Source organism: Acidovorax lacteus (assembly GCF_039540375.1).
Classification (GTDB): Bacteria; Pseudomonadota; Gammaproteobacteria; order Burkholderiales; family Burkholderiaceae_C; genus Acidovorax_G; species Acidovorax_G lacteus.
Genome location: NZ_BAABEX010000028.1, coordinates 74,106 through 86,496, shown reverse-complemented (window position 1 = coordinate 86,496; position 12,391 = coordinate 74,106). Strand labels below are relative to the sequence as shown.

13 protein-coding genes are annotated in these 12,391 nt (G+C 69.7%); 9 read left to right on the top strand and 4 right to left on the bottom strand.

The window, feature by feature from the left end:
* The first annotated feature begins 27 nt into the window (after positions 1-27).
* Positions 28-960, top strand: coding sequence for a phosphoribosylaminoimidazolesuccinocarboxamide synthase (locus tag ABD866_RS12765; RefSeq protein ID WP_345065653.1), 933 nt, complete (start codon positions 28-30; stop codon positions 958-960).
* 79 nt (positions 961-1,039) lie between these two features.
* On the opposite strand, the gene trxA is transcribed toward ABD866_RS12765, so the two are convergent.
* A complete protein-coding gene (gene trxA / locus ABD866_RS12760; protein ID WP_345065650.1) occupies positions 1,040-1,933 on the bottom strand; it encodes a thioredoxin in 894 nt (297 codons plus the stop codon).
* 87 nt (positions 1,934-2,020) lie between these two features.
* Here trxA and purE point away from each other — a divergent pair, with 87 nt between their 5' ends.
* The 4 genes from purE to ABD866_RS12740 all read left to right on the top strand — a co-directional run bounded on the left by purE (position 2,021) and on the right by ABD866_RS12740 (position 5,881).
* Complete coding sequence (gene purE / locus ABD866_RS12755; RefSeq protein ID WP_345065647.1) at positions 2,021-2,512, top strand: 5-(carboxyamino)imidazole ribonucleotide mutase; 492 nt, start codon at positions 2,021-2,023, stop codon at positions 2,510-2,512.
* Between the two features lie 79 nt (positions 2,513-2,591).
* Complete coding sequence (locus ABD866_RS12750) at positions 2,592-3,767, top strand: 5-(carboxyamino)imidazole ribonucleotide synthase (RefSeq protein WP_345065645.1); 1,176 nt, start codon at positions 2,592-2,594, stop codon at positions 3,765-3,767.
* A gap of 14 nt (positions 3,768-3,781) precedes the next feature.
* The gene (locus ABD866_RS12745; protein WP_345065642.1) at positions 3,782-4,786 is read left to right on the top strand and encodes an L-threonylcarbamoyladenylate synthase; all 1,005 of its coding nucleotides are present in this window, start codon (positions 3,782-3,784) and stop codon (positions 4,784-4,786) included.
* A 138-nt stretch (positions 4,787-4,924) separates the two neighbouring features.
* Positions 4,925-5,881: an SGNH/GDSL hydrolase family protein gene (locus ABD866_RS12740; RefSeq protein WP_345065639.1), complete on the top strand. Its 957-nt coding sequence runs from the start codon at positions 4,925-4,927 to the stop codon at positions 5,879-5,881.
* A gap of 102 nt (positions 5,882-5,983) precedes the next feature.
* Here ABD866_RS12740 and ABD866_RS12735 read toward each other — a convergent pair whose 3' ends face one another.
* The 3 genes from ABD866_RS12735 to dacB all read right to left on the bottom strand — a co-directional run bounded on the left by ABD866_RS12735 (position 5,984) and on the right by dacB (position 9,231).
* Positions 5,984-7,300 (bottom strand): lipase family protein, encoded by a 1,317-nt coding sequence (locus ABD866_RS12735; protein ID WP_345065636.1) that lies wholly within the window; start codon positions 7,298-7,300, stop codon positions 5,984-5,986.
* Positions 7,301-7,445: 145 nt separating this feature from the next.
* On the bottom strand, positions 7,446-7,712 hold the full coding sequence (locus ABD866_RS12730; RefSeq protein WP_345065633.1) for a SemiSWEET transporter: 267 nt from the start codon (positions 7,710-7,712) through the stop codon (positions 7,446-7,448).
* Between the two features lie 28 nt (positions 7,713-7,740).
* On the bottom strand, positions 7,741-9,231 hold the full coding sequence (gene dacB, locus ABD866_RS12725) for a D-alanyl-D-alanine carboxypeptidase/D-alanyl-D-alanine endopeptidase (RefSeq protein ID WP_345065630.1): 1,491 nt from the start codon (positions 9,229-9,231) through the stop codon (positions 7,741-7,743).
* A 70-nt stretch (positions 9,232-9,301) separates the two neighbouring features.
* On the opposite strand from dacB, the gene ABD866_RS12720 reads away from it, so the two are divergent.
* The 4 genes from ABD866_RS12720 to ABD866_RS12705 are packed head-to-tail and all read left to right on the top strand — an operon-like array spanning position 9,302 to position 12,364.
* Positions 9,302-10,309 carry a DMT family transporter gene (locus tag ABD866_RS12720; RefSeq protein WP_345065627.1) on the top strand — a complete coding sequence of 336 codons (1,008 nt, stop codon included), beginning with the start codon at positions 9,302-9,304 and terminating at the stop codon, positions 10,307-10,309.
* Positions 10,310-10,318: 9 nt separating this feature from the next.
* The gene (tsaB, locus tag ABD866_RS12715; protein ID WP_345065624.1) at positions 10,319-11,065 is read left to right on the top strand and encodes a tRNA (adenosine(37)-N6)-threonylcarbamoyltransferase complex dimerization subunit type 1 TsaB; all 747 of its coding nucleotides are present in this window, start codon (positions 10,319-10,321) and stop codon (positions 11,063-11,065) included.
* Between the two features lie 32 nt (positions 11,066-11,097).
* Positions 11,098-11,571 (top strand): ribosomal protein S18-alanine N-acetyltransferase, encoded by a 474-nt coding sequence (gene rimI, locus ABD866_RS12710; RefSeq protein WP_345065622.1) that lies wholly within the window; start codon positions 11,098-11,100, stop codon positions 11,569-11,571.
* A gap of 10 nt (positions 11,572-11,581) precedes the next feature.
* Complete coding sequence (locus ABD866_RS12705) at positions 11,582-12,364, top strand: uracil-DNA glycosylase family protein (RefSeq protein ID WP_345065619.1); 783 nt, start codon at positions 11,582-11,584, stop codon at positions 12,362-12,364.
* Positions 12,365-12,391 lie beyond the last annotated feature (27 nt).

The window sequence follows — 12,391 nt, the reverse complement described above, 5'->3', positions numbered from 1 at the left end:
CCGCCGCGCCGTGACCCGCTGCTCCACATGACCGCCCCCAGCCCCCAGCCCACATCGACCGCCCTGCACACTTCGGCCCTGCAATCGCTGCCCCTGCTGGCGCGCGGCAAGGTGCGCGACAACTATGCGGTGGGCGACGACCGCATCCTGATGGTGGCCAGCGACCGCCTCTCGGCCTTTGACGTGATCATGGGCGAGCCGATTCCGGGCAAGGGCGAGCTGCTCACGCAAATGGCGCTGTACTGGTTCGACAAGCTCGGACACCTGTGCCCCAACCACCTCACGGGCGACGATCCGGAAAGCGTGGTCACGGCGGCAGAAGTGCCGCAGGTGCGCGGCCGCTCGATGCTGGTCAAGCGCCTGCGTCCGATTCCGGTGGAGGCCGTGGTGCGCGGCTACTTGGCTGGCAGCGGCTGGAAGGAGTACCAGGCCTCGCTGTCGGTGTGCGGCGTGCCCCTGCCTGCAGGGCTGACCAACGCGGCCAAGCTGCCCGAGCCCATCTACACGCCGGCCGCCAAGGCCGCGGTGGGCGAACACGACGAGAACATCACCTTCGAACGCACCGTGGAGATGATCGGCCCGGACCTGGCCGCCCGCATCCGCGACATCAGCATTGCGCTGTACCAGGCCGCGGCCGAGATCGCGCTGACCAAAGGGATGATCATTGCCGACACCAAGTTCGAGTTCGGCCTGGACGCCGATGGCACGCTGGTCCTGATGGATGAGGTGCTCACGCCCGACAGCTCGCGCTACTGGCCGGTGGAAGGCTACGCCGAGGCGCTGGCGCGTGGCGACAACCCGCCGAGCTTTGACAAGCAGTTCGTGCGCGACTGGCTCGAACAAGCGCAGGTCAACGGCAAGCCCTGGGACAAGACCGCTCCGGCCCCGCGCCTGCCGCGCGACGTGATCGAAAAAACCGCGGCCAAGTACCGCGAGGCGCTGCAGCGCCTGCTGGGCTGACCGGCTCGCCTCCCCCATGCAAAAGGGCCCCCGCGGGGCCCTTTTGCATGGCAGGCGCGGCCGGAGGCCAGCGCCGGTTTCAGCTCAGTACCACCGAACTCAGACGCCGGCGGTACTGGGCCACCACCGGGTCTTCCGGCGGGATCTGCCCTTCGGCCACCTTGGGCTTGGGCGGCTCGATGATTTCGAGAATGGCCACGTACAGCTTGCGCGCAGCCTCGTCGTTCCAGGCCTTGTCGCGCATCAGCACCTCGAGCAACTCATCCATGGCATCGGTGAAGCGCCCCACGGCCATGCAGTGCTGGGCGCGCGCGTACCGCGCATCGAAGTCGCGCTTGTTGGTGGCAATGCGGGCATCGAGCGCCGCCAGGTCGGCAGCGGCCTGGCTGTCGCGCGCGTCCATCCAGGCCTTGAGGGCACCCAAGCGGCGCGAGCCGGCGGCCTTGGCGATCACGGGGGCGAACGCCACCTTGGCGTCGTCGTCGCGGCCCAGTTGCAGCAGCAGATGCACGTAGTCAAAGCGGGCCTCGTCATTGGCTGGGTCGGTGGCCACGGCGTGCTGCAGCTTTTCGAGTGCGGTGTCGGCATCGCCATCGGCCAGCGCTTCCTGAGCGGCCTGCTCGTCGGATTCGGCCACCAGTTCTTCGGCCGAGGGCACATGCTTGTCGAGGAAGGCGCGCACCTGGCCTTCGGGCAGCGCGCCCATGAAGCCATCCACCGGCTGGCCGTTCTTGAGCAGCACGCAGGTCGGAATGCTGCGGATGCCGAACATGGCTGCGAGCTGTTGCTCCTGGTCGGAATCGATCTTGGCCAGAATGAAGCGGCCGGCGTATTCGGTTTCGAGCTTTTCGAGCACCGGCCCCAGGGACTTGCACGGGCCGCACCACGGCGCCCAGAAATCGACCAGCACGGGAACGCTCATCGAAGCGGCAATCACGTCCGCTTCAAAGTTCTCTACGGTCACATCGATCATGTGGTTCAGGCCTTCAAGGTCGCAAAAAGTAAAATCGCGGGTTCCACCACGGCGGCAGCAGGGCGAACACGCCCGGCCCCACACACCATGAAACCCATCCAGATCGGCGTGGTCATGGGCTCCAGCAGCGACTGGGACACCATGCAGCACGCAGTGCAGATTCTCCAGCAATTCGATGTCGCCCACGAGGCACGCGTGGTCTCGGCCCACCGCATGCCCGACGACATGTTCGCCTACGCCGAAAGCGCCGCCGGGCGCGGGCTCAAGGCCATCATCGCGGGCGCGGGCGGGGCCGCCCACCTGCCGGGCATGATCGCCGCCAAGACCGTGGTGCCCGTGCTGGGCGTGCCGGTGGCCAGCCGCCACCTGCAAGGCGTGGACTCGCTGCACAGCATCGTGCAGATGCCCAAGGGCGTGCCCGTGGCCACCTTTGCCATCGGCACGGCCGGCGCGGCCAACGCAGCGCTGTTTGCCGTGGCCCTGCTGGCGGGCGAAGACCCGGCACTGCGCGCACGGCTCGAAGCCTTCCGCGCCGAGCAGACAGCCGCAGCACGCGCCATGACCTTGCCGCCCGCATGAACACGATGCCTACGCCCCACCGCTGCGCGCGTTGCAGCGCCCCGGAGGCGCCATTTTTTCCTCTTGGGGCCGCCCGGCGATGAACCCATCCACTCCTCAACCCCTTCTGCCCGGCAGCACGCTGGGCGTGCTTGGCGGCGGCCAGCTCGGCCGCATGTTCGTGCATGCGGCCCAGGCCATGGGCTACTTCACGGCCGTGCTCGACGCCGACCCGGACAGCCCCGCGGGCCTGGTGAGCCATCACCACATCCGCACGGCCTACGACGATGCCCAAGGCCTTGCGCAGCTCGCCGCCGTCAGCGACGCGGTGACCACCGAATTCGAGAACGTGCCCGCCGCCGCGCTGGACGCGCTGGCCGCGCGCCGCCCGGTGGCCCCGGGCGCGGCCGCCGTGGCCGTGGCGCAGGACCGCGCCCGCGAGAAAGCGCATTTCGTGCAGTGCGGCGTGCCCTGTGCGCCGTATGCCGTGGTGGACACACCCGCGCAGCTCGCGGCCGTGCCCGATGCGCTGCTGCCCGGCATCCTCAAGACGGCTCGCATGGGCTACGACGGCAAGGGCCAGGCACGCGTGAGCACCCGCGCCGAGCTGGCCGCCGCTTGGGAGCAGATGGGCCGCGTGCCCTGCGTGCTGGAGCAGATGTTGCCGCTGGCACTCGAATGCTCGGTGATCGTGGCGCGCGGCCAGGACGGCCAGTGCGTGCTGCTGCCTGTGCAGCGCAACCTGCACCGCCAGGGGATCCTCGCCGTCACCGAAGTTTATGAAGGAAATGTGCCGCCCGTGCTTGCCAAACAAGCACAAACCGCTGCAATTTCGATAGCAAACGGCTTGCAGTACGTGGGCGTGCTGTGCGTCGAGTTCTTCGTGCTGCAAGACGGCCGCTTGGTCGTCAACGAGATCGCACCGCGCCCGCACAACAGCGGCCATTACAGCCAGAACGCCTGCGACGTGTCGCAGTTCGAGCTGCAGGTGCGCTGCATGGCAGGGCTGCCGCTCACGCCGCCGCGCCAGCACAGCCCGGCCGTGATGCTGAACCTGCTGGGCGACCTGTGGTTTGCGCCCGGTGGCGACACGCCGCGCACGCCGGCCTGGGATGCGGTGCTGGCGCTGCCCGGCACCAACCTGCACCTGTACGGCAAGCGCGAGGCCAAGCGCGGCCGCAAGATGGGCCACCTGAACATCACCGCGCCCACCGCCGAGGCCGCGCGCAGCACCGCCCTGCAGGCGGCTGCGCTGCTGGGCATTGCGCCGTTCTGAGCAGGCCGCCCGCGATGATCCTGCCTGGACCCCTCGACACCTCGGTGCAGGCCGCCGCAGCGGCCCTGCGCCGGGGCGACCTGCTGGGCCTGCCCACCGAAACCGTCTATGGCCTAGCGGCCGACGCCGACAACGACGCGGCCGTGGCCGCCATCTTTGCCGCCAAGGGCCGCCCGAGCGACCACCCGCTGATCGTGCACGTGGCCGAGGCCGAGGCCATCGACCACTTCGCCCACAGCGTGCCCGCCTGGGCCCGCGCACTGGCGCAGGCCTTCTGGCCCGGGCCGCTCACGCTCATCCTGCCGCGCCGGGCAGACCGGGCTGCCGCCGCCGCGGGCGGGCAGGCCAGCGTGGGCGTGCGCTGCCCCTCGCACCCCGTGGCGCAGGCCGTGCTGCGCGCCTGCGCGCACCCGCCCGCTGGCGAGCGCGTGGTCTGGGGGCTGGCCGCGCCCAGCGCCAACCGCTTCGGCCGCGTCAGCCCCACCACGGCTGCGCATGTGCGCGACGAACTCGGTGATGCCCTGCTGGTGCTCGACGGCGGTGCCTGCGACGTGGGCATCGAATCCACCATCATCGACTGCACGCGCAGCGTGCCCGTGCTGCTGCGCCCCGGCGCCATCACCCGCGCGCAGATTGAAGCCGTCTGCGGCATGGCCCCGCGCAGCCCTGACGAGGTGGCAGAGGGCGCCACGCCGCGCGCCTCGGGCACGCTGGAGTCGCACTACGCGCCCACGGCCCGTGTGCGCCTCATGGACGCCAAAGCGCTGCAGACTGGGCTCGACCTGCTCGGCTCTGATGCAGCGCATCTGGCGATCTACGCGCGGTCGCCCATCAAAGCCCGCTCAGCCCGCGTGCTGGTGCGGCGCATGCCCGACGACGCTGGCAGCACCGCCCGGCAGCTGTTTGCCACGCTGCGCGCACTGGATGCCGAAGAGGTCAAACTGATCTGGATCGAAACACCCCCCGACACCCCCGAATGGGAGGGTGTGCGAGACCGCCTGCGCCGCGCGGCATCTTGAGACACCCCCCGAGGCCCTGCGTGCCTCCCCCCCGCTATCGCGTCGCTGCGCGATGCGGGCAGGGGGACGACGCCAGCGCGGCAGGGCGGCCCTTGCGCGGCGTCGTTAAACTATTCGCCACCTTCATGGGAGAAATACATGGCAGTTAAATGGATGCGCCGCACCGCCCTGGTCGCCGCTGTTGCATCGGCCACGTTGCTGGCGGCTTGCGGTTCAAGCACCACCGAATCGGCCATCACGCCCGACCGCTTCATTGCGTTTGGCGACGGACTCACCGACATCGGCCAAAAAGGCACGCGCTACACCGTCAACAACGGCTCGGTGAACAACTGGACCCTGCAGCTCGTGTCGCGCTACGGCAAGACGCTGGCCCCCGCCGCCTCGGGCGGACTGAGCTACGCTACGGGCAACGCCCGCACGGCCACCAAGCCCGATGCGGCCGGCAATGCCAGCACCCCGACGGTGACCGACCAGGTGAGCCAGTACCTGGCCGGCGGCGGCACTTTTGGCAAGAGCGATATCGTGCTGATGAACGCCGGCGTGAGCGACGTGATCGCCCACATGGCCGCCGTGACGGCTGGCAGCATGACGCCCACGCAGATGGTGGATGCTTCGCGCCAGGCCGGGCAGGCGCTGGGCCAGCAGGTACGCCGTCTGGTGCAGGCCGGTGCCAAGTATGTGGTGGTGACCGGCACCTACGACCTGGGCAAGACACCCTGGGCCAAGACCATTGGCCGCGAAGGACTGTTGAGCGACGCCAGCAGCCGCTTCAATGAAGGCCTGCTGGTCGAAGTGGTGGACCTGGGCGCGAACGTGCTCTACATCGACACCGCCTACTACGTGAACCTGTACGTGGGCACGCCGGGCTCCTATGGCTTCAACAACGCGACCACGCCGGTCTGCATCTCGGTGGACGCCAGCAACGGCATCGGCATCGGAGCGGGGCAGGTCAATTCGGCGCTGTGCACCGGCTCGACGCTGCTGGCCAACGCTGCGGCCGACGCTTATGTGTTCGCCGACCCGGTGTACCTCACACCCTCGGCGCACCGCCAGTTGGGCAACTACGCCTACGATCGGCTGCGCGCACGCTGGTAAGCACCTCCAGTCGCCTGTCACGCACCATGAAAAAGCCGACCCTTGGGTCGGCTTTTTTTGCTGCTGCAGGCTCCCTTGGAAAGGGGCCCTTGCAGACGGCGCTCAGCGCACAGCGTCGAACACAGCACGCGCCTGGGCGTGACAGAAAGGCGGCTCGTAGGTGCCGTGGTAGTTGCCGTAGTAGGTGGCAAAGGCCGCAGAGGTCGGATCGGTCGGCGCCTTACCCCCCGGGCCAAACGTGGCCTGGATGGCAGCGTCCACATCCACCGACACGACGTTGGTCAGGCCACGGCTGTCGAAGTCGGCCTTCATGGGCGCCTGATGCACGGCCGGCGGCACGGTCGGGTCGCCCGCACCACCGCACAGCAGCACGCGCGCCTTGGGGTTCCAGCCGAGCAGGTCGTTCTTTCTGGCTGCCAAGAACAATGGGTGCGTGTTGCTGGTCTGCGCCCCCTGCAGGTAAGCCGACTGGAAAATCGCATCACGCGCCTGGTTGGGCGTTACGCCAGGACCGCCCGGCAGGCGGCCCGAGGTCACCAGCGTGGTGTAGTTCAGTGTGGGGCTTGGCAGCAGGGTCTCGATGTAGCTGGCATACGGTGCCTTGAACACCTGGTTCACGTCGGTGTAAACGTTGCCGTAGGCCTTCTGCCAGGCCGTGACCAGGTAGGGCACGAAGAACTGGTAGCCTGCAATCGCCTCAGTGAGCTTGAGCGAGCCCGACAGGTTGTACGGACCGGCCAGGTGCGCGCCGGCCACCACGTTAAATTCCGTCGGATGGTCGCGCTCGGCAGCGCGGTGCGCCGCCATGGACGCATGGCCGCCCTGCGAGTAGCCGGTGAACATCACCTTGCCCGACAGCGATGCGCCCACGGTCGACGCCGCATTGCGCGCCGCACGCACCGAGTCGATGACGGATGTCGCCTCCGAGTCGGCATGCAGGTACGGGTGGTAGCTGTAGTTGGACTTGGCAAAGCCCAGGTAATCGGTGGCCACGACGGCATAGCCACGCGCGGCATACATCGCCGTGAGCAGGAAGGTTTCGCTGTCCTGCGGGTTCGCAAGGGTACGGGGTTTTTGCACATCGGTGCCCTTGGCGTAAGCCACCAGGGCCGCTGGCGTGGTACAGGCCCCCGCGGGCACCAGCATCACACCCGAGGCATTGGTGGTTTCGCCCGGCTGCACACCGATCGTGGAATAGTTCAGCGCCACGACCTTCACATCGCACTGCGCCTTGCCTGCCAGCGCCTGCAGGCCCGCGGAGGCTGCAGCGGCGTCGATTTGCGCGGCGGTGAGCGTGGTCAGGACGGCCGGCGTTTCAAGCAGGTCGCCGCGGTTGGGGCCATCCGAGCCGCCGCAGGCGGCAAGCAGAGCGGCTGTGGCGACGGCCAGGCAGGAAAGGCGAAAACGTTGGGCGTGCATGGCGATATACCTCCGATCAGTGGGGAATTGGGCAACCGCCGCATGGTGCTCGCAGCCGCACCGCAGCAACCATAGGGGAATACGCGCGCCCCCGGCGTCGCCTGACACATAGGCGACAAGCCCCGCCGCGCCAGTCAGTTGGCGCCTAGCGCGGGCTGCGGCCGTAGCGCAGCTTCATGGCCAGAATGGCCCCGGCCAGCATCAGCGTGATGGCATTGGCCACCACGATGGGCCAGGCCTGCAGGGCCAGGCCATAGGCCAGCCACAGCGCCACCCCGGTGGTGAACACGCTGTACATACCCAGAGAGATGCCGCTCACATCGCGGGTGCGGAAGGTCTGCAAAGCTTGCGGCACAAAGCTGCAGGTGGTGAGCGTGGCGGCGACATAGCCGACGAGGTCGGTCAGGGACATGGAGAACGGTCCAGAAAAGGGCAGGAAGTCAGGGCGCCGCGCCATCGCGTGCAGTCCAGTCGATCAGCGCGTCGAGCACCGGCCGCGCGCTGCCCGCCTGGGCATGCTGGACGATGCCCACCAACACGTAGCGGCGACCGCTTGCAGCGTGCACATAGCCTGCAATCGACATCACATCGCGCAGGCTGCCGGTCTTGAGGTGGGCAGTGCCGGGTCGGCTCTGGCTGCGGCGCAGCGTACCGTCCACCCCGGCCACGGGCAGCGAGGCCACCAGCTCCGGCATCACGGGCGACACCCAGGCCGACTGCAGCATGCGCGCCAGCGCCTGGGGCGTGATGCGCGCTTCGCGCGACAAGCCGGCACCGTTGTCCACCACGGGCTGCTCCTCCGCAGGCCAGCGCGCCTGCCACCACTGGCGCACCTGCTCACGCGCACCGTCGAAGCTGCCCACGCCCTGGCGTTGCAGCGCGAGCGTGAGGAACAGCTGCTGCGTCATCACGTTGTTGCTGAACTTATTGATGTCGCGCACCAGCTCTGCCAGCGGCGGCGACTGCACGGCAAATGCGGGCTTGAGCCCGGCCGGTACGCGGCCCTCGCGCACACTGCCGGTGAGCTTGCCGCCGAGTTCGCGCCACAGCCCTTCCACCGCACGGGCCGCATAGCTGCGCGGATCTGCGTAGGCCACGGGCCAGGCCCGCTCGCCGCAAGCGGCCGGATACACGCCCTGAAAGGCCACGCGCTGCGCATCGGCAAGCTCGGCCTTCAGCCCTGTGCGCCAGTCGCCGCATTCGGCACCGGGCGCAGCCAGCGGCACGGTGGCCGGGCGCTGCACGCCCGCCAGCGGCGGCTCGTACTGCACGCGCGCCACACCAGCTGCGGCGTCCGGAATGAAGGTCATGAGCACCGACTTGTAGTTCAGCAGCAGTGCCTCGGGCGCGGCGTTGTACGGCCGCAGCGGCTCCCCGTCGAAGCGGCCAGGATCCAGATCGGGCACCTGGAAGGCACTGCGGTCCAGCACGATATCGCCCACGATGACCTGGATGCCCTGGGCCTGCAGACGGCGCAGCAGCAGCCACAAGCGCTCCACCACGAGTTTGGGATCGCCCTGCCCTTGCAAGTACACGTTGCCCTGCAAGCTGCCGCCCTGCACCGTACCTTCGATATAGACCGGCGTGTTCCAGGTGTAGGCGGGCCCCAGCAGATCGAGCGCCGCGTAGGTGGTGACCAGCTTCATCACCGAGGCCGGGTTCACCGGCTCCTGCGCGCGGTGGGCCAGGCGGGGCACTGCTGCACGAGGGCCGGGTGGCACCTCGACCACAAGCGCTGACAGGGCCTCGCGCGGCAGGCGTGCGCGGGCCAGCGCCGCCTCGACCTCGGCCGGCAGGGCCGTGGCCGCCACGGGGGCCGATGCGCCGCCACCCGCTGATGCTGCGGGGGCCACAGTTCGGGCCTGACCCCCGCCTGCCAGCAGCAGGCACGCGGTGAGACACAGCAGACGGGCAAACGATGGCAGGCGCATGGGCCATGAGTCTATCGCCCGGCCCACAGGCCGCAGCGCAGCACTGCGCAGCGGCAACGATAATCGCCTGATGCGTCTTTCACCCCGCGCCGTGGGCGTGCTGTCGGCGATCGTCACGGTCACGATCTGGACAGGCTTCATCGTCATCGCCCGCGCCTCGGCACAGCGCACGCTCGCCCCCTTCGACATTGCGCTGTTGCGCATCCTGGGGGCCAGCGTAGTGCTGCTACCCTGGGGCTGGTGGCTGGTGCAACGGCAGCGTGTCCAGGCGCGTGCACAGGGGATCGGTGTGCCACCCAGCAGCGTGGGCGGACTCTCACCCCTGCCGTGGCGCACCACCGCGCTGCTCGGCACCTTTGGTGGGCTGCTGTACGCCATGCTGGCGTATTCGGGCTTCTTCCACGCACCGGCCACCCACGCCGCGGTGCTCATGCCGGGCAGCCTGCCGCTGTGGACGGCACTCCTGGCCGCCTGGCTGCTGCGCGACCACATCACCCGCGCACGCGCCCTGGGCCTGGCCCTGATCGTGGCTGGCGACCTGCTCGTGGGCGGAAGTAGCCTGTTGTCGGCGTTTGATGGCGGCGACGTGTGGAAGGGCGATCTGCTGTTCATGGCCGCCGCAGCCTGCTGGGGCACCTACAGCGTGATGGCCCGCCGGCATGCGGTGGACGCCGTGCAGGCCACGATTGCGATCACCGCGTTTGCCTGCATGGTGTACCTGCCGCTGTACCTGCTGCTGAGCCAGGCCGGGTGGATCACCAGCCGCCTGGGCGCGGCACCGTGGAGCGAAATCGTCTTCCAGATGGTGTTCCAGGGCGGCGGCTCGGTGGTCATTTCGGGCATCACCTTCACACACATGATCCGCCACTTCGGCCCCGTCCGATCTACCATGATCACCGCACTGGTGCCCGGCCTGTCGGCCATGGGGGCCGTGGTGTTCCTGGGCGAACCCCTGCACTGGAACCTGGGCGCAGGCCTGCTGCTGGTCACGGCCGGCATTCTCGCGGGGGTGCTGCGCAGCACCGCGCCTCCTGCCCCACCCGCTCCGCCTGCGGCCGCCGTTGCACCTCGCTCCTGACCGACTCCCATGCGCCTGCTTGCCTTTGACACCAGCACCGACACCTTGTACCTGGCCGTAACCGGCCCCGAGGGCCCGATCACGGAGCAACTGCCCGGGGGAGCCCACGCCTCGGCCGCGCTGATCCCGGCGCTGCGCGGGCTGCTGGCGCAGGCCGGGCTGACGCTGGACACGCTGGACACGCTGGACGCCCTGGTCTTTGGCCAAGGGCCCGGATCGTTCACCGGCCTGCGCACGGCCTGTTCCGTGGCCCAGGGGCTGGCCTTTGGCGCACGCGGCGGCCAGGGCCTGCCGGTGCTGCCGGTGCCGACACTTCTGGCCGTGGCCGAGGACGCGCGCACGCGCCACGGCTGCACCCAGGTGGTGGCCGCGCTGGATGCGCGCATGGACGAGCTGTACCACGCGGCCTGGCAGTGGACCGAGGGCAGTGGCTGGCAATCCGCCGGGCCGCTGGGCCTGTGCGCGCCCGAGGCCCTGGCAGTGCCCGAGGGCTGGACGCTGGCAGGCAATGCGGTGCAGGCCTACGGCGCACGCGTGGCCGCAGCCGCCACGGCTACGGCCGTACCCGCGCGACCCGACGCTGCAGCCCTGCTGCGGCTGGCCCCCACACTGCTGGCCCAGGGACGGGCCGTACCGGCTGCCGAAGCCTTGCCCCTGTACGTGCGCGACAAAGTCGCGCACACCACCGCCGAGCGTGCAGCGGCCAAGGCCGCGCAGGTAACATCGGCCGCTGCCGCGCCCACAGCGCAGGCCTGACGCCCTGCATGTTCCGCCCCGATCCGCCTCCCATGACTGCCCCGCTGCGCTCTGCGCCCACCCCGACCACGTTCGCGCCCCTGGCGCTGGACGGGCTCGACGGTCTGATGGTGGTCGAGCAGCAGGCGTATTCGCACCCCTGGACACGCGGCAACTTCATCGATGCGCTGGCGGCAGGTTACGAATGCCAACTGCTCATGGCGGGCGACACGCTGCTGGGCTACTTTGTGGCCATGAAGGGCGTGGACGAGGTGCACCTGCTGAACCTGACTGTGGCCCCGGCCCACCAGCGCCAGGGCCACGCGCGCACGCTGCTGGACGCGCTGGCCGACTGGTCGCGCCAGCAGGGCGCGCAATGGCTGTGGCTGGAGGTGCGCGTGAGCAACCTGCGCGCGCAAGCCATCTACACCGCCTATGGCTTTCGCCGCGTGGGCGAGCGCAAACGCTATTACCCGGCCCACAACGGCGAGCGCGAGGACGCCATTGTGATGAGCCGCATGCTCTGAGGCGCGGCCCATGGCACTGGACCTGGACGCCCGCCAGCGGGCCATACTGCAGGAAATGGGCATCACCGTGTGGTGGCCCGGACCCGCTGAACACGCCGAATCGCCCCCTGCTGCGCCCGCCCCTGCACTGCCAGCAGCGGCAGCGCCGGTACCGGCAGCCTCGCAGGTCACTGCCGAGCCGGCTGCTACCGCCGTGCCCAGCACCACCGCCAGAGCGCGCACGGTGCCAACGGCCTCGCCCCCAGCCACCCGCGCGCCTGCGGCGGCATCGGCCAGCCCCGGCGGCGCCGACTGGGTGCTGCGCGCATGTGCACCGGTGGCGCTGTACCCGGACGCAGCCGCCGACGGCGCACGCTGGCTGGTGGTGGTCGAATGCCCGGACCCGGCCGCACCGCTGTCGGGCGACGCAGGCCGTCTGCTGGACAACATGCTGCGCGCGCTGCAACGCCCGGGCCTGCCGCACGCCCACTGCCTGCCCCTGGAGCGCTGCCCCGCCGGCACCGAGCAGCCGCCGGGCACCGACGCCACCGCCCTGTCCGCCGCCGTGCAGGCCTTGCAGCCCGATGCCGTGCTGCTGCTGGGCCATGTGCCTGCCCGCTGGGCGCTGGGCCTGGCCGAACCGCTGGGGCATCTGCGCAACCGGCTGCACCAGGTGGCCGGCTGCACCGCGGTGGTCAGCTACGACCCGGCGTTTCTGCTGCGCTCGCCGGCCACCAAGGCCGCAGCCTGGGCCGATCTCTGCACGGCGCTCGCCCACCTGGCCGACCGCACAGCGAACGCGGCCCAGCGCTGAGCCAGCGCCACGGCGCTGTCATCACCG

Coding starts and splice junctions, on each gene's coding strand:
- ABD866_RS12765 (WP_345065653.1), top strand. CDS start 28: ATGACCGCCCCCAGCCCCCAGCCCACATCGACCGCCCTGCACACTTCG.
- trxA (WP_345065650.1), bottom strand. CDS start 1,933: ATGATCGATGTGACCGTAGAGAACTTTGAAGCGGACGTGATTGCCGCT.
- purE (WP_345065647.1), top strand. CDS start 2,021: ATGAAACCCATCCAGATCGGCGTGGTCATGGGCTCCAGCAGCGACTGG.
- ABD866_RS12750 (WP_345065645.1), top strand. CDS start 2,592: ATGAACCCATCCACTCCTCAACCCCTTCTGCCCGGCAGCACGCTGGGC.
- ABD866_RS12745 (WP_345065642.1), top strand. CDS start 3,782: ATGATCCTGCCTGGACCCCTCGACACCTCGGTGCAGGCCGCCGCAGCG.
- ABD866_RS12740 (WP_345065639.1), top strand. CDS start 4,925: ATGGCAGTTAAATGGATGCGCCGCACCGCCCTGGTCGCCGCTGTTGCA.
- ABD866_RS12735 (WP_345065636.1), bottom strand. CDS start 7,300: ATGCACGCCCAACGTTTTCGCCTTTCCTGCCTGGCCGTCGCCACAGCC.
- ABD866_RS12730 (WP_345065633.1), bottom strand. CDS start 7,712: ATGTCCCTGACCGACCTCGTCGGCTATGTCGCCGCCACGCTCACCACC.
- dacB (WP_345065630.1), bottom strand. CDS start 9,231: ATGCGCCTGCCATCGTTTGCCCGTCTGCTGTGTCTCACCGCGTGCCTG.
- ABD866_RS12720 (WP_345065627.1), top strand. CDS start 9,302: ATGCGTCTTTCACCCCGCGCCGTGGGCGTGCTGTCGGCGATCGTCACG.
- tsaB (WP_345065624.1), top strand. CDS start 10,319: ATGCGCCTGCTTGCCTTTGACACCAGCACCGACACCTTGTACCTGGCC.
- rimI (WP_345065622.1), top strand. CDS start 11,098: ATGACTGCCCCGCTGCGCTCTGCGCCCACCCCGACCACGTTCGCGCCC.
- ABD866_RS12705 (WP_345065619.1), top strand. CDS start 11,582: ATGGCACTGGACCTGGACGCCCGCCAGCGGGCCATACTGCAGGAAATG.